Below are 20,391 nucleotides of genomic sequence, written 5' to 3' on the forward strand. Positions count from 1 at the left end.
GACCGCCCCACACGTCGATTCAGTCTGTATCAGTACTGGACCGTGCCACCCCACTGTGTGGTCGCACCAGCGACATTCACCGTTTGTGGAGCGAAATCACCCTGCGGGAGTCTACCAATCTGAGCGGCCGCATCCAGTGCTGCGGCACCACCCGGCTGCTGCTTGATCCAGCCCTCGACGGCGGCCTTGGCCGCGTTCGCCTCGGTGGTGTCGACGTAGTTCTCGGACTTCAGATCGTCGAAGCCGGTGGCGTGGGTGTACGAGGTGATCTTGATCTTGTTCGCCTCGACGAACTCCACCGACACACCCGCGTCACCCACTCCGTTCGGAGTGCTGTAACCCACCGTGCCGACATATCCGTCGAGGTTGCTGAAGTGGTGGGTGTTGGCCACGTAGCCCGGCAGCAGCCCGCCGCCGTCGACGTTGGCGCCGACCTCGGTGTGCGGGCCGTTCATCTGGACGACCGGTGCGGCCGGTGCGGCCTGCAGGCTCGGCGAGGTCCACTGCGCCTGCTGCGACGGGGTCGAGTTGCCCTGCTGGCTACGCAGCGTGTCCGCGTTGCCGCCGTTCTGCGACTGCGGCTTGTTCGGAGTGCCGACCGTCTGGTCCGGCGACTGCTGACCCGGCTTCAGCTGGTCGGCCTGGCCGTTGGGGGTGGGCTGGTCCGGAACGACGGCCGGCTGCACCTGGCCGCCCTGACCCGGCACCGGCAGCGGCGCGACGCGCGGGGTGGTCACACCCGGCTGCGTCGGCGAGGCCAGGTTCTGGTCCGGCTTCGGCGTGTTCTGGTTCGGTGGCGTGACACCCGGCTGCGGGGTGGTGACGCCCGGCTGGTTCGGAGTCGTGACACCCGGCTGATTGGGGGTGGTGACGCCCGGCTGCGGGTTGCCGTTGCGCTGGGGCCCGTTCTGCTGGGTCCCGTTCTGCTGGTTGTTGTTCTGCTGCGGCCCGTTCTGCTGGGTACCGTTCTGCGGAGCGTTCTCCTGCGTGCCCGGCGCGTTCTGACCCTGGCCGTTGTTGTTGTCCGGCGCGGGTGCCTCGTTGGTGGCGCCCGGCTGCGCCGGAGTGGTCGGCACGCTCGGCTGATCGGCCGGCGCGGCACTCGCCGTACCCGACGCGAGGATGGTCGCCACGGCGGCCGCGGTGGCCAGTGGCAACGACGTCGTGGCCATCGCTCGCTGCGCCCGACTCGGCTTACGATGTTTCACTGTCTCGCAATCCCTTTCCCGAGCTCGGCCAGTGCCACCGACCGACGAACGCCGCTCGATGGGGCCGTCTCCATTCGTCCCTCATCGATGTCCGGCCCGCACCCTGCTGCGGTCCGCGAGCCGCTCGCGGATTCCCGGCCCGGGAAAGATGCATTCCCCCCGCAACGTGAACCTGCCAACCGCCCACCACTGACACCTCTGCCGGAAGTGAACCACACGAACAAGTTTCAGGCAACCGGTGCTACCCGGCTGTGGGAAGCCGCACCCCGTCCGGCAAAAGATCAAGCGGGCCAGCGCATTTGAAACAGTCGCCGCCCACTAGCCCAGATCGTCGTGACGCATCAACTGCCGCGCCGCCTCGGTGACCGATCCCGAGAGCGAGGGGTATACCGAGAACGTCTGGGCCAGGTCGTTCACCGTCAGATTGTTCTGGACCGCGATCGCGATCGGCAGGATGAGTTCGGAGGCGATGGGCGCGACCACCACGCCACCGATCACCACGCCGGTGGCCGGCCGGCAGAAGATCTTCACGAAGCCGCGGCGCAGGCCCGACATCTTGGCGCGCGGATTGGTGTTGAGCGGCAACATCACCGTGCGCGCGGGCACCTCACCGTTGTCGATCGCGGTCTGGCTGACACCGACCGTGGCGATCTCGGGCCGGGTGAACACCGCGGAGGCCACCGTCTTCAACCGGATCGGCTGCACTCCCTCGCCGAGCGCGTGATACATCGCGATCCGGCCCTGCATCGCCGCGACGGAGGCCAGCGGCAGCAGCCCGGTGCAGTCACCGGCGGCATAGATCCCGGGCACCGCCGTCCGCGAGACGCGGTCGACGCGCAGATAGCCGCCGCGGTCGAGTTCGATGCCGATGCGCTCGAGGCCCAGATCCTGGGTGTTGGGCGTGGAACCGACCGTCATCAGAGCGTGGGAGCCGGTGACCGTGCGCCCGTCGGACAGTTTGACCACGATCCCGTCCGCGGTCCGCTCGACGGCGTCGGCACGGGCCTGTTTGACGAGTTCCACCCCGCGTTCGGCCAGAGCGTCCTCGAGGACCAGCGCGGCATCGGCGTCCTCCCCCGGCATCATCCGGTCGCGGCTGGAGACCAATTTCACCTTCACGCCCATCTCGGTGTAGGCGGAGACGAATTCCGCGCCGGTGACACCGGAGCCGACGACGACGAGCGTTTCCGGCAGTTCCTTCAGGTCGTAGAGCTGACGCCAGGTGAGGATGCGTTCACCGTCGGGTTCGGCGCCGCGCAGTACCCGCGGGCTGGCGCCGGTGGCGATCAGGACGATCTCGGCCTCCATCACCCGTTCGGTGCCGTCGGCGAGCGTCGCGCGCACCAGATGTGTGGCCAGACCGGCGATCTGGTCGATCAGCTGACCGCGGCCGTTGAGAATGGTGACGCCGGCGGCCTGCAGTTTGGAGCGGATATCGGACGACTGCGCCTGCGCCAGCGCCTTCACCCGGGAGTTCACCTCCGACAGCCGCACCTGCGCCTGCGCCACGTGCAGCGTGATGCCCAGATCACGCGCGCGGCGCAGATCGGTGCGCACACCGGTCGAAGCGATGAAGGTCTTGGACGGGACGCAGTCCCACAGCACGCACGCGCCACCGATACCGTCGGAGTCGATCACGGTGACCGTGGCTCCGTGCTGAGCTGCCACCAACGCCGCCTCGTAGCCGGCGGGGCCGCCCCCGATGATTGCAATGCGGGCCATGTGTACCTCCGCTATCGAGCCGTGCGGCCGGGATCTCCGGCACTGCCGTCAACGTTATCGGTCCTGCTCCTCATCGTTTTGACCGCGTCAGGGGTGACGTTGCGCGTGTCACCTACCGGTAATTCTCCGGACATCCGCCCGCCCCGCCGGAGACTGGCACGGCCCGAACCCGGCCGGATCGAAACAAGCGGTCCCTACATTCGATACTCTTGCCAGGTGCCGATATACGCCGCCTACGGATCCAATATGGACCCGGAGCAGATGCTCAAGCGCTGTCCGCACTCCCCCGTCTACGGAACGGGCTGGCTGGAAGGGTGGCGCCTGACCTTCGCCGGCGACGACATCGGCTGGGAAGGCCCGCTCGCGACGGTGGTCGAGGATCCGGGCTCCCGGGTGTTCGTCGTGCTGTACGACGTCTCGGCCGAGGACGAGGAGAGCCTCGACCGGTGGGAGGGTTCGGATTTCGGTATCCACAAGAAGATCCGGCTCCGGGTCTCGCCCACTTCGGGGACGGGTACACAGCCGGTGCTGGCGTGGCTGTACGTGCTGGATGCCTACGAGGGCGGGCTGCCCTCCGCCCGCTACATCGGCGTGATCGCCGACGCGGCCGAAAAGGCCGGGGCTCCGGGCGATTACGTCCACGCGCTGCGCACCCGCAACAGCCGCAACGTGGGCCCGGGGACCTTCGGCTCGATGTAGCCGGCCCGCCGGGACGGAGCCGGACAGCCCGCCGGGTTCGCCACCCGACGGGCCATGCGATCAGCGTGCCTGCAGGACCAGATTGGTCATCACGCGCACGCCGGCCGCCAGCGCGCGTTCGTCGATGTCGAAGGTCGGCTGGTGAATGTCCAGTTGCGGTCCCTCACCCGACCACACGCCCAGCCGCGCCATCGCACCCGGAACCTCCTCGAGGTACCAGGAGAAGTCCTCACCACCGCCCGACTGCGGCGTATCCGACAGCGCGTCCGGCCCCAGACCGAGAATCGCGTCCTCGAACATCCGGGTGGAGAATTCGTCGTTGACCACCGGCGGGACGCCGCGCTTGTAGTTCAGCTGATATCGCACACCGGTCGGGGCGAGCAGCCCGTCGACGATCTCGCGGACCATCGGCTCGAGCAACGACCAGGTGGTGTGATCACCGGTCCGCACGGTCCCGGTCAGCATGCCGGTCTGCGGAATCGCATTGGGCGCCTTACCCGCCGATACCGCGCCCCACACCATCACCGTGCTGGTCCGCGGATCGATGCGGCGGCTCAGCAGACCCGGCAGGCCGGTGATGACAGTGCCGATGGCATAGACCAGATCGCTGGTCAGATGCGGCCGGGAGGTATGCCCGCCCGGTGAGTCCAGCACCAGTTCCACGGTGTCGGCGGCCGAGGTGATGGCGCCGACCCGCACCCCGATCCGCCCGACCTCGAGCCGGGGATCGCAGTGCAGGGCGAAGACGCGCGTGACGTCGTCCATCGCACCGGCGGCGACCATATCGATGGCACCGCCGGGCATGACCTCCTCGGCGTGCTGGAACACCAGCCGCACGCCGACCGGGAGGTCGCCCACCTCCGCGAGGGCCAGGGCGGTGCCGAGCAGGATCGAGGTGTGCGCGTCGTGCCCGCAGGCGTGGGATACGCCGGGAACGGTCGAGGCGAACGGCTGCCCGGTGTACTCCTGCAGCGGCAGCGCGTCCATATCGGCGCGCAGTGCCAGGCGCGGCCCGGCCGGGCCGATATCGCAGATCAGCCCGGTGCCGGTGGGTAGTTTGCGCGGTTCCAGACCGGCCTTCACCAGCCAGGATTCGACGAATTCGGTGGTGCCGTGCTCGGCGCGGGACAGTTCCGGATTGGCGTGGATGTGACGGCGCCAGCCGATCAGATCGTCCCCGTGCTCGCTCAGCCACGCCTCGACCGCGGCCTGTCCGGCCGTGATCTCCGCCTGCCGTCCGGTCGCGAGTCCGGTGTGGCGACAGGTACCGGCCTCCGGGCCCAGCGCCTTGCTCTGCAGGCCGGAAGCCACCGCCTTGCTCTGCAGGCCAGAGCCACCGGCCGTGCGGCCCGCCGCCGCGGAAGGGCGCGAACCGGTCGCGGAGTCGTCCTCCGAACCGGTCGCGGCATCGTCACCGCGACCCGCCGCGGCATCTCCCTCGCGGCCCGCCGGTGATGACCGGCCGATCGTGCTCACCGAATTTCCTCCTGTCGCTGAATACTGCGCTCCAACAACCTGTCCCTGTGTAGTTGATCGCCCGCAACCTGAATTGCGGTACGGGCCAGTGCCCGCGCGCCGTCACTCACCGCGAGATCGGCCGACGGCGTCACACAGGCCGCGGCGAACTCCCGCTGGTGTGTCACCGCGCCGTTCGCCTCGATGCCGATAACCGGGTGGATGCCGGGAATGACGTTGGTGACATTGCCCATATCGGTACTGCCCAGCGGCCGTGCTGCCTCGAGTTCCGGCGCGAGCGGCATGCGACCCATACCGATGATCTGCTCGCGGTAGGCACACAGTAGTGCGGAATCCGGCGTGAGCTCGGTATATGTGGGCGCCAGCGCCCGGATTTCATGGGTGCATCCGGTCGCCAGCGCTCCCGCCTCGAAGCAGGCCGAGGCGCGCTGCAGCAGATCGTCGAGGGATGCGGAATCGTCTGCCCGCAGGTAATACAACAGTTCCGCATGGCCGGGCACGATATTCGGGGCAACACCGCCCGACTCGACTATACCGTGCAGTTGCTGGCCCGGGCGCAGATGCTGACGTAGCAGACCCAGCGCCACCTGCGCGACGGTGGCGGCGTCCCCGGCGTTGCGGCCGTACTCCGGCGCGGCGCTGGCATGGGCTTCGCGGCCGTGGAAGGACACCGATAGATCGGCCAGGGCCAGCGACCGCGCGCCCACGATGTCCAGCGGACCGGGATGCACCATCAGGGCCATCGCGACCCCGTCGAAGACGCCGCGCTCGAGCATCAGCACCTTGCCGCCGCCGCTCTCCTCGGCCGGCGTGCCGAATACCTTCACGGTCAGACCGCACCGATCGGCCACCTCGGCCAGGGCCAGCCCCGCGCCCACCGCGGCCGCGGCGATGATGTTGTGACCGCAGGCGTGACCGATCTCGGGCAAGGCGTCGTATTCGGCGCAGATTCCCACCACGAGCTCGCCGCTGCCGAAGGTGGCGACGAAGGCGGTGTCCAGGTCCGCGACCGGTATCTCGATCCGGAACCCGCGCTCGCGCAACGGTGCCAGCGTCTTGGCCACACTGCGGTGCTCGGCGAACGCCAGTTCGGGTTCGGCGTGGATGGAATGCGAGAGGACGATCAATTCCGATTCGGCCGCCGTGACGGCGGCATCGGCGGCGGCGAGCAGGGCCGGATCCGCGGGATCTACCGAGGCATCGGCGTCGCCGGCACGGAGATCGTCGGCGTCGGCACGGGCGTCGTCGGCGCGGGCGCAGCCGGATGCCGCGGCCCGGTGCGCCGACCGGTCCGTGCGACTCCAGCTGCGTTCGTCCCCGCTGCGTGGCATGGCACACAGTCTCGCACTGTGCGCCACGCGATGATCATCGGGTGTTCAGGAGCCGAAGGCGAGATTTTCCGGTGTCGTCGGGGTATTCAGGCCCGCGAGCGCCCGTCCGTGCAGCGCACGCTTGATAACCGGCAGGTTGGGCTTGCGGTTGCCGGTCAGTGCCGCGGCCCGCGCGACGGCCGCGGCCAGCACGCCGTCGGCCTCGGCCGCCTCGTCGACGATGCCCGCGGCGATCGCGTCGGCGGCGCCGTAGCGGCGGCCGGTGGTCATCGCCTCGAGTGCCACCTGATTGGCCAGCCGCTCGGTGACGAGCGCGTTCATCGCCACCGTGAACGGCATTCCCAGATGGACCTCGGGCAGGCACCAGTACCCGCGATCCGAGCGCATCACCCGGAAGTCGTGCGAGGTGGCCAGCATGGCGCCCGCGCCGAAGGCGTGCCCGTTCAGCGCGGCGACGGTCGGCATGCCGAACGTCAGCAGCCGGCTGAAGACGGTGTGCACCCGGTCCAGGTACCAGTGCATCTTGTCCATGTTGCCGAACAGCCAGTCGGTGTCCAGGCCGTTGCTGAAGAATTTTCCGGTGGCCACCGTGACCAGCGCCGCCGGCCCCTCGGCAGCCTCGACCTCGTCCAGTTTCGCGTGGATGGCGTCGATCCAGTCGGGATGGAAGCGGTTCTCGCTGTCGGTCTGACCCTCGTTGCCGAGGTAGAGCACGAATACGTCCCCGTCACGGTCCAAGTACGGCATACGCAGAGAATATGCAGCTCCGAATGAACGCCCGCATCACACCCCCGGCCAAGTTACCGGCGAGTTGTCATCACTGCCCGCGCGCCGGTCAGCGACGCGGCGGGAGCGGCACCCGGATCAGGTCCTCGGCGATCACCAATTCCCCGTCGAAATACCGCTGCGCCTCGGCCCGGTGCCCGGCCAGATCGCCGTAGCGCTGCGAGAAATGGGTGAGCACGAGCGTTCGCACGCCTGCCGCCGCGGCCACCCGCGCCGCCTGCCCGGCGGTGAGGTGGCCGAAATCGTCGGCCAGCTGCGCCTCGGCCTCCAGGAAGGTCGACTCGATGACGAGCATATCGGCGCCTTCGGCCAATTCCGCTACGCCCGAACACATTCGGGTGTCCATCACGAAGGCGAAACGTTGCCCGGGCCGCGGAACCGACACCTCCTCGACCGTGACCGTGCGACCGTCGGGCAGCCGGATCGCACCTTCGCGCTGCAGCGTCCCGACCATGGGACCCGCCAGGCCGAATTCGGCGAGCCGCTCCGGCAGGATCCGATAGCTGTCGGGTTCGACGAGCCGATAGCCGAAGGTGTCGATGCGATGCGACAGCCGCACCGCCTCGAAGGTGAACGGCGCGTCCGGCAGCGGCACCGGGCCGTCCGTATCGATCGGATGCTCGCGCAGACCGGGAAAGGCGGGCACCACGCCGCGGAGATGTCCGAGCAGTTCCGCACCCGATCCCGGGAAGCAGATGTCGACCGGATGGGTGACCTGATCCAGATTGAGCCGCGCCAGCACCCCGGGCAGGCCGAGGCAGTGGTCGCCGTGGAAATGGGTCAGGCCGATGCGGGTGATGCCACTCGCCGAAACCCCCGCGAACAGCATCTGCCGCTGGGTCCCCTCGCCGGGGTCGAACAGCAGGCCGTCACCGTCCCAGCGCAACAGATATCCGTTGTGATTGCGCCGGCGGGTCGGCACCTGACTGGCCGTCCCGAGGACCACGAGTTCACGCACGGCACCATCCTGCCCTCGCCCCGCCGGCCGCGCCCGGCGGCGGCACTCGTGTCCGGCCCGCGACGCGCACAACCGGCCCGTCGGCGCACTATCGTGGGCGCATGCTTGCCGAACAGGCCGCCGAGGCGATCGCCACACGTACGGGAGTCGCGCACCATCGGGTCGCGGTGATCCTCGGATCCGGCTGGCAGTCCGCCGCCACCGAGATCGGAGCGCCGCGGGCGTCGATTCCGATGACCGAACTCCCCGGCTTCGAACCGCCGACGGCCCAGGGACATCAGGGCATCGTGCATTCGGTCCGAGTCGGCGAGGTGCCGGTCCTGCTGATGATGGGCCGCCAGCACCTCTACGAGGGCTACGAACCGCACCGGGTGGTGCACGCGGTACACGCGGCGGCCGCGGCGGGTGCGCAGACGGTGATCCTCACCAACGCCGCGGGCGGTATCCGACCGGGCCTGCGGGTCGGCGAGCCGGTACTGATCAACGATCACCTCAATCTCACCGGCCGCACCCCGCTCACCGGTGCCGCGTTCGTCAACATGGTCGATGCCTGGGACCCCGGATTACGCACGCTGGCAAGGGAAATCGACCCCTCGCTGACCGAGGGCGTCTACGCGGGCCTCAACGGTCCGCAGTACGAGACCCCCGCCGAGATCCGCATGCTGGGCGGCATGGGCGCCGATCTGGTCGGCATGTCGACCGTGCTGGAGGCGATCGCGGCCCGCTCGCTGGGCCTGCGGCTGCTGGGCATCTCGCTGGTGACCAATCTGGCCGCGGGCGTGACCGGCGCGCCGCTGTCGCACCAGGAGGTGCTCGCCGAAGGGCAGGCCGCCGCACCGAGATTGGGCAAACTGCTGCGCGGTGTGCTGGAACGGCTGTAGGCGGGCGCCATGTTGCGATTCGGAACCGCAGGTCTGCGCGGCCCTCTGCAGGACGGGCCGGACGGGATGAACGTCGGCACGGTGGCGCGCGCGAGCGCCGGTGTGGCGGTGTGGCTTCGGGAACGCTGTCTGGGCGGCGGCCTGGTGATCGTCGGCCGCGACGCCCGCCACGGCTCCGCGGAGTTCGCCTCCGTCACCGCGGAAGTATTTGCGGCAGCGGGCTTTTCGGTGCTGCTGCTGCCACGCCCGCTACCGACGCCGATCGTGGCGTTCGCGGTCCGGGAATTGGGGGCGGTGGCCGGTGTGCAGATCACCGCGTCCCACAACCCCGCCACCGACAACGGTTACAAGCTCTACCTGGACGGCGGTTCCCAGCTGATCCCGCCCGCCGACGCCGAGATCGAACGCTGCATCGATGCGGTCACCGAACCGATCGCGCGCACCGAACCGGCGACCGGCGCCCCATCGCCGTCGATCCTGTCGCTGCCCGACGATGCCACCCGAGCCGACCTCGGCGAGGAACTCCTTCGCCGCTATCTGGCGCGAGCCGCCGCCGTGCCCGAGACGATCGGCGGCGCGCGGACGATTCCGGTCCATACGAGCCACGAGGCACGCCACGCCGGTCCGCCCGGCGAACCCGACGGCGAGCGAATGACGCTGCGGCGCCCTGATATCCGGATCGCGCTGACGCCCATGCACGGCGTCGGCGGCGAGACGGCGGTGGCCGCGCTCGCCGCCGCCGGATTCCCGGACGTCCACGTCGTCGACGAGCAGTTCGCCCCCGACCCCGACTTCCCGACCGTGGCCTTCCCCAATCCCGAAGAGCCGGGCGCGGCCGACCTGCTGCTGGCTCTGGCGCGGAAGATCGATGCCGACCTGGCCATCGCACTCGACCCCGATGCCGACCGCTGCGCGATCGCGGTGCCCGGTCCGGACGGGTGGCGCATGCTGCGCGGCGACGAAACCGGTGTCCTGCTGGCCGATTACGTGTTGCGCAATGCGGCACCGGGGGCACTGGTCGCGACCACCGTCGTGTCGTCCCGGCTGCTCGGGAAGCTCGCGCCCGCACGCGGTGCCCGCTACGCCGAAACGCTCACGGGCTTCAAGTGGCTCGCCCGCGCCGGTGAGGGCCTCGTGTACGCCTACGAGGAGGCCATCGGCCACTGCGTCGACCCGGCCGCCGTCCGCGACAAGGACGGCATCACCGCCGCCGTCGCCGCCGCCGACCTCACCGCTCGCCTGCGGGAGCAGGGGCGTTGCCTGCTCGACGTCCTCGACGACTACGCCGTGGAGTTCGGCCTGCACGCCGGCGACCAGGTGTCGCTGCGACCGGCCGATTCGGCGGCCGCCGCGCAAGCCGTTGCCCGCCTGCGCGATACGCCACCCGATGTCATCGCGGGCGTCCCCGTCACCTGCACCGATCTGTCGACGGTTCGCGGCCGGATGCGGACCGACGCCTTGATCTTCGAGGGCGAGGGGCAGCGCATCGTCGTCCGCCCCTCGGGCACCGAGCCGAAACTCAAATGCTATCTGGAGGTCGTCGAGCCGGTTCGCGACCGCGCCGCGCTTGCTCGGTCGAAAGAAGTTGCAGCACAACGTCTCTCGGCCCTGCGCGAGTTCTGCGAGAATTTGTGAACCGCTGAGCCCTCGGGCGAGCCGACCTACCGATCCCGCTGTTCGGCCGGATGCCGCCGGCGGGCGACATCAGTCGTGGCGCGGTCCGAATTGCCGATCCCCGGCGTCGCCGAGCCCCGGCACGATGAAGGCGTCGGCATTGAGTCCGGAGTCGACGGCGGCGGTCACCAGCCGCACCGGCAGGCCCGACTTCTCCAACGCGGCAATGCCTTCCGGGGCGGCGACGACACAGACGGCGGTGATGTCGGTGGCGTTGCGGGCGCACAGCAGTTCCAGGGTGTGGCGCATGGATCCGCCGGTGGCCAGCATCGGATCGAGGACGAAGACCGGTAGGCCCGACAGATCCGCGGGCAGCGATTCCATGTACGGCACCGGACGATGAGTCTGCTCGTCGCGCGCCACGCCGACGAAACCCACGCGAGATTCCGGAATCAGCGCACTGGCGGCGTCGACCATGCCGAGGCCGGCGCGCAACACCGGAACGAGCAGCGGTGGTTTCGCCAGCCGGGCGCCCCGAGTCGGCGCGACCGGGGTGTCGATGTCGAAGGTGTGCGTCGGGGCTTCCCGCAGTGCCTCGTAGACGAGGAATCCGGTCAGATCGGCCAGGGCCGCCCGGAAACCCGCGTTGGACGTGCGGGCATCGCGCATGGTCGTCAGGAGGGTGGCCGTCAGCGGGTGTTCCACGATATGCGTACGCATGAGGGAACGATAAGGTCTGCCGGGGTTCGAAATCGCCAACCCGGGGCGGATTTCCGCAACCGGAGTGGGAACCGTTGCGCAGGGGCATGCGTCGAACTACTCGGATGACGTAATCTGCCACCAGACCAGCACGATGGGGGATGTTGATGCACAAGATCTCGGTCGACACCGAGGGCGTCGCCGCCTACGGTGCCACAGCCGCGGGACTGGCCGGTGAAATGGGTGTTGCCGCGGCGGGCGCCGCCGGGGCCGACCCGCTCCTGCTCGGCCCGATCTTCGGACTGGTGGGGGGCGATTTCGTCGCTGCCTATGCCGCGGCCCACGCCGGACATGTCGCGGGGATCGGCGAACTGTCCGCGGTGATGGGCAGCGTGGGGGCCGCCGCGACGGGCGCCGCCGCCACCTACTCCGAAACCGACGCCGCCCACGCCGCCGCACTGCGCGCCGCGGAAGGCCCGATCGGATGACGGGCGTCATCGATCTCGACGCACTCGCCCAACCACTCATCGATCTGCTCACCAGCTTCGGCTCCGGTGTGCTGCCGGTCGGCGGCCCGGCCGACGCGCTACGCCAGGTGTCCACCCACCTCGACGGAATCCACCAGGCCGGCAGCGCGAGCATCAATCAGATGACCAACGCCTGGAACGGTGGTGGCGGCGACGCCGCGATGGACAAGGCGCTCAAGGTGCAGACCTCGGCGGCCACGATGTCGGATCGCGGCAACGATATGGCCGATGTGGTCAGCCAGGCCGCCGCGTCGGTGCAGACGGGACAGAAGGAACTCGACGGAATCGTCCAGTCGTTCGTGCAGTCGGTCACGGCGCTGGGACCCGCGCTGACGACTCCCCCGGGACTGATCACCGTGGTCAACTCGGCGATCGACCACTTCGGCCAGGCGCTGGGTGTGGTCGGCCGGGTGCGGTCGGAACTCGACACGCACACCACCTCGATGACCGAACTGACCCCGCCCCCGCCGACGCCGTCCATGTCGGGCACCCCGGTGGCCGCGGCCTCGGTCGTCGCGCCCGCGCTGAGCACCGGTGCGCAGACGGCCGGTTCACTGCTCGGCGGGCTGGTGTCGAGCGGCGGTTCGATGATGAGCAGTATGACCAGCCCGGCCTCCGCGGCGACGCAGTCGCGGTCGAGCTCGGGCGCGACGAAAACCCCCGGAGCTCAGCAGTCCGGCGCCGACAAGCCCGGCCGCCACGGCGGCGTCATGATCACCCTGCCCGACGGCAGTCAGGTCGAGGCGCCCAATCAGAAGGCCGCCACTGCGGTCAAGGCGGCGATCAGCGCCTGCGGCACGCCGTACGTCTGGGGCGGTAACACCCCCGGCGCCGGGCTCGACTGCAGCGGCCTGACCAAATGGGCCTACGGCGAAGCCGGTGTCGACCTGCCCCGACTCGCCTGCGATCAGAGCGCCGGCGCGACACCGGTGAGCCCGGGTGATGTGATGCCGGGTGATCTGGCCATCTGGGACGGTCACGTCGCGATGGTCGTCGGGAACGGACAGATGGTCGAGGCCGGCGATCCGGTGCAGATCGACTCGATTCGAACGGAGAACATGGGAATGGCGTTCCACGGGTTCTACAGGCCGACGTCATGAGCCAGCCGCAGCAGCAGATCCCGAGCGTCACGGTCGCCGCCAGCACCAATCGCGCCGGCACCATCAGCGTGCGGGCCACCGATCAGGGCATCCCGGTGGAGATCAAATTCGAGCGCAGCGAATACCGTTACGGCGCACAGGCTTTGGCTGCGGAGATCCTGCGGCTGACCAAGCGGTCGGCGATCGTCGCCAAGGCGCGCCGGCGCGAACTGCTCGCCGAATCCGGCATGCCCACCGAGATCCTGGACAAACTGGGCCTGCCCACCCGCCAGGAAGCCGTCGACGAACTCGACCGCATGGACGACGAGGACACCGGACCCACCAGCTGGATGAGGCCCGTATGAACGGTCAGGCGCGCAGGAGGCAGCGGAGCGTGACCACGCAACGCCCCGTTCATACGGTTGATGAGCACAGCGTGAGCGTCAGCGCATATGCCGGAAAGGACGCACTGTGAGCGCGGAAATGGATGCCCTCGTCGCCGCGGCGACGAATAAACTCGAGGCCCTCGAGGCCGCGCTCTACAACCTCAAGAACGTGCGCGGTCGCTTCACCGCCGAGGACGGTTCGGTGAGCGTCGAGGTCGACAGCGACGGCGCCCTGGTGGGCCTGGACCTGTCCGAGGCCGTCACCTCCCATTCTCCGGCCGAAGTAGGCCAGTTGATCATCTGGGCGTGCCAGCAAGCTGCGCAGAATGCGGGAGAGCAGCGCTCGGAGGTGGTCGCCACCCTGAATTCGGCCTTCACCGCACCCGAATCGGGAAACGTTGGGGGGCGGGCCGAATAGTGTCGAAGGCAATGGCTCGATAGGCTTCCGTTCATGGCTTCTGGAGACATCGTCCCGATCGAGCTCGGTCTCACCGACGGCGATCTGGTCACCCTGTGGGCACCGCGCTGGCGAGACGGTGACGACGAGTGGGAGGCATTCCTCGGTCACGAGGACGAGCTCTACGGATTCGACTCCCCCGCGGAGCTAGCCGCGTTCATCCGGACCAACGACGACAACGATCTGGTGGACCATCCGTCCTGGAAGGTCGTCGTCGGTTTGTCCGCCGCCGAGCTGGAGCCCCAGGAGGAGCACGTCTTCGATCTGGTCGGCGTCCCGGAGCTCGCGGCCGGTGAGCCCGACCCGGAGACCGTCGCCGAACTGGAAGAGACCCTCGAGATGGTCCGCACCATCGGCGAGGTGTGCGAACTCGAGGTGGTCACCAAGTTCTTCGGCTCGCACCCCGTCCTCGGCGCACTGCCGGCGGGTGTGACCGCGTTCGTCGGGCGCGACGGCGAACAGCTGTGGGATCAGGTCGGCAACGCGATCGCCAAGGACTGGGACCAGGTCATCGACGCCATCGATTCGGTGGTTGCCTCACCCGAGGTCGATGCCGAAGCGCTGGCCGTGGCCGAGGCGGAAATGCTGGCCGCCGAGGAGAACGTCGTCGACGCCGAGGACGTCGCCGACACCGACGACGACGACATCGAACCGGTCGACCTCGACGAGGACGAGGAGACCGACGAGGAAGACGACGAGGACGAAGAGGAGACCTTCTGGCACGAGGTCGGCATCGACCCGGTCAAGATCGTCACCTCCGAGGGCGAGTTCTTCACGCTGCGTTGCTATCTGGACGACGAACCGGTGTTCCTCGGCGGCAACGGCACCATCACCGTCTTCCCCTCCGAACGCGCGCTGGCCCGCTACCTGGCCGACGATCACGACCACGATCTGGCGCGGGTCAGCACCTACGGTGAGGTCCGCACGGCGGCGGTCGACGGATCGCTCGAGGTCGAGGTCACCGAGGAGAACGTCTACGTGCTGCCGGGTCTGGCCGACGATCTGGGGCAGGGCCCCAAGTCGGTCGACATCGACCAGCTCGATCTGGCGGTCGAATTGTTCACCGACGCAGCCGATTACGTCGGCGACGATTCGGTCGAGCAGGCGCTGGCGAAGTCGACGCCGCTGGGCTGGTACGTCTCCTATCTGCTGGAGCCGGACCCGACCCGGCTGGCGCCGAGTCCGCCGTTCACCGCCGAGGCCGAGAGCTGGCGTGCCCTGGAGCAGGCCTTCGAGAACCGGCTGGAGAAGGGCTAGCCGGCTCCCGAGGCGGGGTCGTCATCCGATCAGGACGGCGTAACCGGGCTTGATCACCTCGTCGATGATGCGCAGCCGGTCCGGGAACGGGATGAACGCCGACTTCATGGCGTTGATGGTGAACCGTTCCAGATCGCTCCAGCCGTAACCGAAGGTTTCGACCAGCTTCAGCATTTCGCGGCTCATATCGGTATCGCTCATGAGCCGGTTGTCGGTGTTGACCGTGACCCGGAACCGCAACCGAGCCAGCAGGTCGAACGGATGCTTGTCCAGAGCAGGCACCGCACCGGTCTGCACATTCGACGAGGGGCACAGCTCGAGCGGAATCCGTTTGTCGCGTACGTAATTGGCCACCAGCCCGAGGGTGGGTTCGGCGCCGTCGCTGTCGAAGATGTCGTCGGTGATCCGCACCCCGTGCCCGAGCCGATCGCAGCCGCAGAACGCCAGCGCCTCGTGGATCGACGGCAGTCCGAACGCCTCCCCCGCGTGGATGGTGAACTGCGCGCAGTTGGCCCGCATGTATTCGAAGGCGTCCAGATGCCGCGAGGGCGGATAGCCCGCCTCCGCGCCGGCGATGTCGAATCCGCCGACGCCGCGGTCCCGGAAGCGCACCGTCAGTTCGGCGATCTCACGGGAGCGGGCGGCGTGACGCATGGCGGTGAGCAGGCAGGTCACCCGGATGGGGGTGCCGGCTTCGGCGGCCAGCCGTTCCCCCTCGCGGAACCCGGCCAGGGTGTGCTCGACGACCTCGTCGAGGGTGAGGTCGCGTTCGAGATGCTGTTCGGGCGCGAAGCGGACCTCGGCGTACACCACGCCGTCGGCGGCCAGATCCAGCGCGCATTCGCGGGCCACTCGCCGCAGCCCCTCCGGAGTCTGCATCACCGCCACCGTGTGGGCGAAGGTCTCGAGGTAGCGCTCCAGCGATCCGCTGTCGGCCGCTTCGCGGAACCAGTGCGCCAGCGCCTCCGCGTCGGTGGCGGGTAGCTGGTCGTATCCGCAGTCCTCGGCCAGTTCGAGCACGGTCGCGGGACGCAGGCCACCGTCGAGATGGTCGTGCAGCACGGCCTTGGGGGCCTGGCGGATCGAGGCGAGAGTCAAAGGCATCGGTCCAGTCATGTAACGACGCTATCCGCATTCGCGGAACCGCGCAGGCGACTTGCCCCGGTGTGCATCTACCCGCCGGGCTGTCGTCGCCCGATGGTCGCCCGCGCGTAGCCGGACCCGGATCAGTACTTCGCCATCAGATAGGCGCCCACGACGATCAGCGCACAGCCCGCCAGTCGTTGCGCGCTGACCGGCCGGCGCGGGAAACCCATGACGCCGAAATGGTCCATGACCGCCGCCAGCAGCATCTGGCCGGCGATGATCAGGGCATTGAACGTGCTCACTCCGACGCTGGAGGCCACGGTGATCATCGCGAAGATGGCGGCGCCGCCGGTGAGCCCGCCGAAGGGAGCCCACCGTGGCATCGTCTTCAGATCCGCTCGCGACGGCCACGGCTGACGCGGTGAAATCGCCAGTGTCACAGCGAATATCGCGCCGACACCGGCGAGCGCCACCGCGTACGAGATCACCCCGCACAGAAAGACGTTGTGCAAAGCGAGTTTCAGCGAGTTCTGGCATCCGGCCTCGACCGAGCGCAGTGCGCCGCCGAGGAGCATCAGAACGAAGACGAGGATCATCGCCCCGCGGCCGAGCGTCGCAGGCCGGACTGTGGTGCGGGCGGTCATCGCGCCACCTCCCCGGCCGGCACGAATTCGGGTGGCCGGGGCGCGGATTCGCGAGAATCGCTGGCCATGAGGTAGACGGCCACGGTGATCAGCGCGGCGGCCAGCAGCCGGGGCGGGGTCGCGTGGCGCTCGGCGAAACCCATCGCGCCCAGGTCGTCCATCACCAGCGCGACCAGCATTTCGGCCACGATGACGACGGCGTTGAAGGTGGCGACACCGACATATTTGGCCACGGTGATCATGCCGAGCACCGCGACGCCGCCGATCAACCCGCCGAACGGCGCCCACCAGGGCATTCTTTCCACGTCGGCCCACGTCGGCCACGGCGAATGCGAGACCACGGTCGAGATGACGAGGAACACCGAGAATCCGGCAAGCGCGACGGCGTAGGAGACCACCGCGCACAACCACATGTTCTTGAGATGAAATTTCTGCGTGTTCTGGCAGCCGACCTCGACGGACCGTAATCCGCCGGCGGCCAGGATGAACACGAAGATGAGTCCGAGAGCGACAGCACCCACGAGCACACGTCCTTCGCTAGGTGACAACGAATGCCGCCGCACGCAGGCGGTATCTGCTCACCAGCCGGGTTCTGCGGTCGTGCGAGCACAGAATAGCAACCTGAACGACGTGCCGTTGGTTATTGGCACGATAGGCAGGTCACTCGTTGTGCTCAGAGCCCGATCCGGCCGAGGATCAGCGGATGCGCGGTCGGCGGGACCGCTCCGATGTCGAATCCCGCCCGCAGCGTCGCGATCGCCGTGGGTACGGCCGCTTCGGAGTCGGTGTGCAGGGTGAACAGCGGCTTCCCGGCCGTCACCGAATCGCCTGGCTTGCAGTGCATTTCGATGCCCGCGCCGATCTGGACGGGATCGCCCTGGCGAGCGCGTCCGGCGCCGAGCCGCCAGGCGGCGAGGCCGACCGCCATCGCATCCAGCCGGGTGAGGATGCCCGACTCCTGCGCCACCAGGGTTTCGGTGTGCCGGGCCCGCGGCAATGGCGCGCCGGGGTCGCCGCCCTGCGCCGCGATCATCGCCCGCCAGCGATCCATCGCGCGGCCGTCGGCCAGCGCATCGGCGGGATCGATATCGTGAATTCCGGCCTGCGCCACCATTTCTCGCGCCAGTGCGACCGTCAGCTCGACGACATCCGCCGGGCCGCCCCCGGCCAGCACCTCCACCGCTTCGGCGACCTCGAGCGCATTCCCCGCCGTATGTCCGAGCGGAGTGTCCATCGCCGTCAGCAACGCGACCGTCCGCACCCCGGCATCGGTCCCCAATTCGACCATGGCCGTGGCCAATTCGGTAGCGTCGCGGAAGTTCTTCATGAACGCGCCGCTGCCGACCTTCACATCCAGGACGAGAGCGCCGGTCCCCTCGGCGATCTTCTTGCTCATGATCGAACTGGCGATGAGCGGAACCGATTCCACGGTTCCGGTCACATCGCGCAACGCGTACAGACGCTTGTCGGCCGGCGCCAGATCGGCACCGGCCGCGCAGATCACAGCGCCGATCTCCGGATCGGTGAGGATCGAGCGCATCCGCGCGCGGTCCAGATCGGCCCGCCAGCCCGGAATCGACTCCAACTTGTCCAGGGTTCCACCGGTATGCCCCAGGCCGCGGCCCGACAGCTGCGGGACCGCGGCCCCACAGGCGGCCACCAGAGGAGCCAGCGGCAGGGTGATCTTGTCGCCGACCCCGCCCGTGGAGTGTTTGTCGACGGTCGGCCGGGGCAGGTCCGTGAAATCCATCCGCCGGCCGGAGGCGATCATCGCGGCGGTCCACCGGTCGAGTTCGCGGCGGGTCATGCCGCGCAGCACGATCGCCATCGCCAGGGCCGACATCTGTTCGTCGGCGACCTCGCCACGAGTGAACGCGTCGACCACCCAGTCGATCTGCTCGTCGTCGAGTTCCGCACCGTCGCGCTTGGCCGCGATCACCGACACCGCCGTATGGGTCATGACGAAAAGCCTTCCAGATCCCGTTCGGGGTGCGGAAATTCACATCATGTCCGGCCGGCGGCCAGATCGTCCGGCCCGAAGGCGTCCGGCAGCAACCTCGCCAGCGGAACCGGACCGGCGCGATGGTCGACGAGCAGGTCCGGTCCGCCGTGCTCGTAGAGCACCTGCCGGCACCGTCCGCAGGGCATCAGGATTTCCCCGTGCGAATCACAGACCGCGATCGCCAGCAAACGGCCACCGCCGGAGGAACAAAAGTTACCGACGAGTACAGTTTCGGCACAGACGCCGAGACCATATGAGACATTTTCCACATTGCAGCCGCTCACAATGGAACCGCCGGCCGTGAGAGCGGCGGCGCCCACGGGAAAGCCGGAGTACGGCGCATACGCATTACGCATTACTCGAAATGCGTTGTGACGCAGGGAATCCCAATCAATTTCCGGCATATCGGACCTCCGCTCGAATGGTTGATATGACAGCGTAGAAATGGCACCGTGACGCCGTCGAACATTCAGGCAAGGCAAACCTAACTCCCCGCTCGGAGGGTCAACGCACGGCACGCCGAATTAGTTCCGCGAATCGCCGGGGATTAGAGTTCTCCACAGATCGGTCCAGGTTTGGCAACGCACCGCCGGCCACCGCCTCCGGATGTCAGCGCCCGAGATGAGCTGGTGTTTCTCCAGATTCACATGCTCGGCGTATGCCGAAGCTGCGACCGGATCCGACTGCCGGCTCGCCGGCGTGTCCATCAACGACGTTGGAGGCACCGCACTCTATGACGACCACACTGGAAGCTCCGGCCCAGCCGAAGCGGAAGACCCTGTACCGCGGCGACCCGGGTATGTGGTCCTGGGCGATGCACCGGATCACCGGTGTCACGATCTTCTTCTTCCTGTTCGTCCACGTACTCGACACCGCTCTGGTGCGAGTCAGCCCGGACACCTACGACCGGGCCATCGAGACCTACAAGAACCCGGTCGTGGCCCTCATGGAGATGGGCCTGGTCGTCTGCGTGCTGTTCCACGCGCTCAACGGCGTCCGCGTCATCCTGGTGGACTTCTGGTCCAAGGGCCCCAAGTACCAGCGCCTGATGCTGTGGATCGTGCTCACCATCTGGGTTCTGGTCTCCGCCGCCGGCGTCGGCCGCCAGTTCTTCTACCTGCTGACGGAGCACTGATATGACCGCACCTGTTCTCGGCAAGTCCTACGACCGGCCCGCCAGCCTCGACTCGCCGCGCACCCCGCGCCGTTCCTCCGGCAACAACTTCGAGAAGTACGCGTGGCTGTTCATGCGCTTTTCCGGCCTGCTGCTGATCGTGCTGGTGCTGGGTCACATGACGATCATGCTGATGCTCGACGGCGGCGTGAAGCGGCTGAACTTCGGCTTCGTGGCCGGCCGCTGGGCCAGCCCGTTCTGGCAGTGCTGGGATCTGGCGATGCTGTGGCTGGCGCAGCTGCACGGCGGCAACGGCCTGCGCACGGTCATCGACGACTACTCCCGCAAGGACTCCACCCGCTTCTGGCTGAAGACCCTGCTGGCCGTCGCCATGATCCTGATCATGGGCGTGGGCACCTACGTCATCTTCACCTTCGACCCCAACATCAGTTAGGAACGCCTCCG

General features: G+C 68.4%; 22 protein-coding genes. 10 read left to right on the top strand and 12 right to left on the bottom strand.

From position 1 onward, the window contains the following. Positions 1 to 29 precede the first annotated feature (29 nt). Both NMI01S_RS00620 and NMI01S_RS00625 read right to left on the bottom strand, forming a co-directional pair. A complete protein-coding gene (locus tag NMI01S_RS00620) occupies positions 30 to 1,172 on the bottom strand; it encodes a hypothetical protein (protein WP_245716641.1) in 1,143 nt (380 codons plus the stop codon). 354 nt (positions 1,173 to 1,526) lie between these two features. Continuing rightward, a complete protein-coding gene (locus NMI01S_RS00625) occupies positions 1,527 to 2,945 on the bottom strand; it encodes an NAD(P)H-quinone dehydrogenase (RefSeq protein ID WP_281186606.1) in 1,419 nt (472 codons plus the stop codon). A gap of 201 nt (positions 2,946 to 3,146) precedes the next feature. On the opposite strand from NMI01S_RS00625, the gene NMI01S_RS00630 reads away from it, so the two are divergent. Next, the gene (locus NMI01S_RS00630) at positions 3,147 to 3,629 is read left to right on the top strand and encodes a gamma-glutamylcyclotransferase family protein (RefSeq protein WP_062994104.1); all 483 of its coding nucleotides are present in this window, start codon (positions 3,147 to 3,149) and stop codon (positions 3,627 to 3,629) included. A gap of 60 nt (positions 3,630 to 3,689) precedes the next feature. Here the strand turns inward: NMI01S_RS00630 and NMI01S_RS00635 are convergent, their stop codons facing one another. The 4 genes from NMI01S_RS00635 to NMI01S_RS00650 form a co-directional block, all read right to left on the bottom strand. Beyond that, complete coding sequence (locus NMI01S_RS00635) at positions 3,690 to 4,853, bottom strand: M20 family metallopeptidase (protein ID WP_062994243.1); 1,164 nt, start codon at positions 4,851 to 4,853, stop codon at positions 3,690 to 3,692. A gap of 248 nt (positions 4,854 to 5,101) precedes the next feature. Next, positions 5,102 to 6,277, bottom strand: coding sequence for a M20 family metallopeptidase (locus tag NMI01S_RS00640; protein ID WP_062994244.1), 1,176 nt, complete (start codon positions 6,275 to 6,277; stop codon positions 5,102 to 5,104). Positions 6,278 to 6,481: 204 nt separating this feature from the next. Next, entirely contained in the window at positions 6,482 to 7,183 is a 702-nt protein-coding gene (locus NMI01S_RS00645) for an enoyl-CoA hydratase-related protein (protein WP_062994105.1), read from the bottom strand. An 88-nt stretch (positions 7,184 to 7,271) separates the two neighbouring features. Next, positions 7,272 to 8,180 carry a ribonuclease Z gene (locus tag NMI01S_RS00650; RefSeq protein WP_062994106.1) on the bottom strand — a complete coding sequence of 303 codons (909 nt, stop codon included), beginning with the start codon at positions 8,178 to 8,180 and terminating at the stop codon, positions 7,272 to 7,274. A 101-nt stretch (positions 8,181 to 8,281) separates the two neighbouring features. Between NMI01S_RS00650 and NMI01S_RS00655 the strand changes: the two genes are divergently transcribed. Together NMI01S_RS00655 and NMI01S_RS00660 are read left to right on the top strand one after the other, a co-directional pair. Then, positions 8,282 to 9,061 carry a purine-nucleoside phosphorylase gene (locus NMI01S_RS00655; protein WP_062994107.1) on the top strand — a complete coding sequence of 260 codons (780 nt, stop codon included), beginning with the start codon at positions 8,282 to 8,284 and terminating at the stop codon, positions 9,059 to 9,061. Between the two features lie 9 nt (positions 9,062 to 9,070). Then, positions 9,071 to 10,696, top strand: a complete 1,626-nt coding sequence (locus tag NMI01S_RS00660; RefSeq protein WP_062994108.1) for a phospho-sugar mutase — start codon at positions 9,071 to 9,073, stop codon at positions 10,694 to 10,696. 69 nt (positions 10,697 to 10,765) lie between these two features. On the opposite strand, the gene upp is transcribed toward NMI01S_RS00660, so the two are convergent. Further along, on the bottom strand, positions 10,766 to 11,395 hold the full coding sequence (gene upp / locus NMI01S_RS00665) for a uracil phosphoribosyltransferase (RefSeq protein WP_062994109.1): 630 nt from the start codon (positions 11,393 to 11,395) through the stop codon (positions 10,766 to 10,768). A gap of 146 nt (positions 11,396 to 11,541) precedes the next feature. Between upp and NMI01S_RS00670 the strand changes: the two genes are divergently transcribed. The 5 genes from NMI01S_RS00670 to NMI01S_RS00690 all read left to right on the top strand — a co-directional run bounded on the left by NMI01S_RS00670 (position 11,542) and on the right by NMI01S_RS00690 (position 15,080). Beyond that, on the top strand, positions 11,542 to 11,862 hold the full coding sequence (locus NMI01S_RS00670; RefSeq protein ID WP_036498448.1) for a type VII secretion target: 321 nt from the start codon (positions 11,542 to 11,544) through the stop codon (positions 11,860 to 11,862). Continuing rightward, positions 11,859 to 13,001: an NlpC/P60 family protein gene (locus tag NMI01S_RS00675; protein WP_062994110.1), complete on the top strand. Its 1,143-nt coding sequence runs from the start codon at positions 11,859 to 11,861 to the stop codon at positions 12,999 to 13,001. Before NMI01S_RS00670 ends, NMI01S_RS00675 begins: the two co-directional genes overlap by 4 nt. Continuing rightward, a complete protein-coding gene (locus tag NMI01S_RS00680; protein WP_036498400.1) occupies positions 12,998 to 13,345 on the top strand; it encodes a hypothetical protein in 348 nt (115 codons plus the stop codon). Before NMI01S_RS00675 ends, NMI01S_RS00680 begins: the two co-directional genes overlap by 4 nt. Positions 13,346 to 13,451: 106 nt before the next feature. Further along, complete coding sequence (locus NMI01S_RS00685) at positions 13,452 to 13,784, top strand: YbaB/EbfC family nucleoid-associated protein (RefSeq protein ID WP_030513580.1); 333 nt, start codon at positions 13,452 to 13,454, stop codon at positions 13,782 to 13,784. Positions 13,785 to 13,817: 33 nt separating this feature from the next. Further along, complete coding sequence (locus NMI01S_RS00690) at positions 13,818 to 15,080, top strand: SatS C-terminal domain-containing protein (protein ID WP_062994111.1); 1,263 nt, start codon at positions 13,818 to 13,820, stop codon at positions 15,078 to 15,080. 21 nt (positions 15,081 to 15,101) lie between these two features. On the opposite strand, the gene NMI01S_RS00695 is transcribed toward NMI01S_RS00690, so the two are convergent. The 5 genes from NMI01S_RS00695 to NMI01S_RS00715 form a co-directional block, all read right to left on the bottom strand. Next, on the bottom strand, positions 15,102 to 16,196 hold the full coding sequence (locus NMI01S_RS00695; protein WP_062994112.1) for an adenosine deaminase: 1,095 nt from the start codon (positions 16,194 to 16,196) through the stop codon (positions 15,102 to 15,104). Between the two features lie 110 nt (positions 16,197 to 16,306). Next, positions 16,307 to 16,810 (bottom strand): DMT family transporter, encoded by a 504-nt coding sequence (locus NMI01S_RS00700; protein WP_062994113.1) that lies wholly within the window; start codon positions 16,808 to 16,810, stop codon positions 16,307 to 16,309. Next, positions 16,807 to 17,331 carry a DMT family transporter gene (locus NMI01S_RS00705; RefSeq protein WP_167669857.1) on the bottom strand — a complete coding sequence of 175 codons (525 nt, stop codon included), beginning with the start codon at positions 17,329 to 17,331 and terminating at the stop codon, positions 16,807 to 16,809. Before NMI01S_RS00705 ends, NMI01S_RS00700 begins: the two co-directional genes overlap by 4 nt. A 152-nt stretch (positions 17,332 to 17,483) precedes the next feature. After that, positions 17,484 to 18,770, bottom strand: a complete 1,287-nt coding sequence (locus NMI01S_RS00710; RefSeq protein WP_062994115.1) for a thymidine phosphorylase — start codon at positions 18,768 to 18,770, stop codon at positions 17,484 to 17,486. Positions 18,771 to 18,814: 44 nt separating this feature from the next. Beyond that, positions 18,815 to 19,216 (bottom strand): cytidine deaminase, encoded by a 402-nt coding sequence (locus tag NMI01S_RS00715; protein WP_062994116.1) that lies wholly within the window; start codon positions 19,214 to 19,216, stop codon positions 18,815 to 18,817. A 329-nt stretch (positions 19,217 to 19,545) separates the two neighbouring features. Between NMI01S_RS00715 and sdhC the strand changes: the two genes are divergently transcribed. Both sdhC and NMI01S_RS00725 read left to right on the top strand, forming a co-directional pair. Further along, positions 19,546 to 19,947, top strand: coding sequence for a succinate dehydrogenase, cytochrome b556 subunit (gene sdhC / locus NMI01S_RS00720; RefSeq protein WP_051024341.1), 402 nt, complete (start codon positions 19,546 to 19,548; stop codon positions 19,945 to 19,947). A gap of 1 nt (position 19,948) precedes the next feature. Then, entirely contained in the window at positions 19,949 to 20,380 is a 432-nt protein-coding gene (locus NMI01S_RS00725; RefSeq protein WP_030513572.1) for a succinate dehydrogenase hydrophobic membrane anchor subunit, read from the top strand. Positions 20,381 to 20,391: the final 11 nt, after the last annotated feature.

Source organism: Nocardia mikamii NBRC 108933 (assembly GCF_001613505.1).
Taxonomy (GTDB): domain Bacteria; phylum Actinomycetota; class Actinomycetes; order Mycobacteriales; family Mycobacteriaceae; genus Nocardia; species Nocardia mikamii.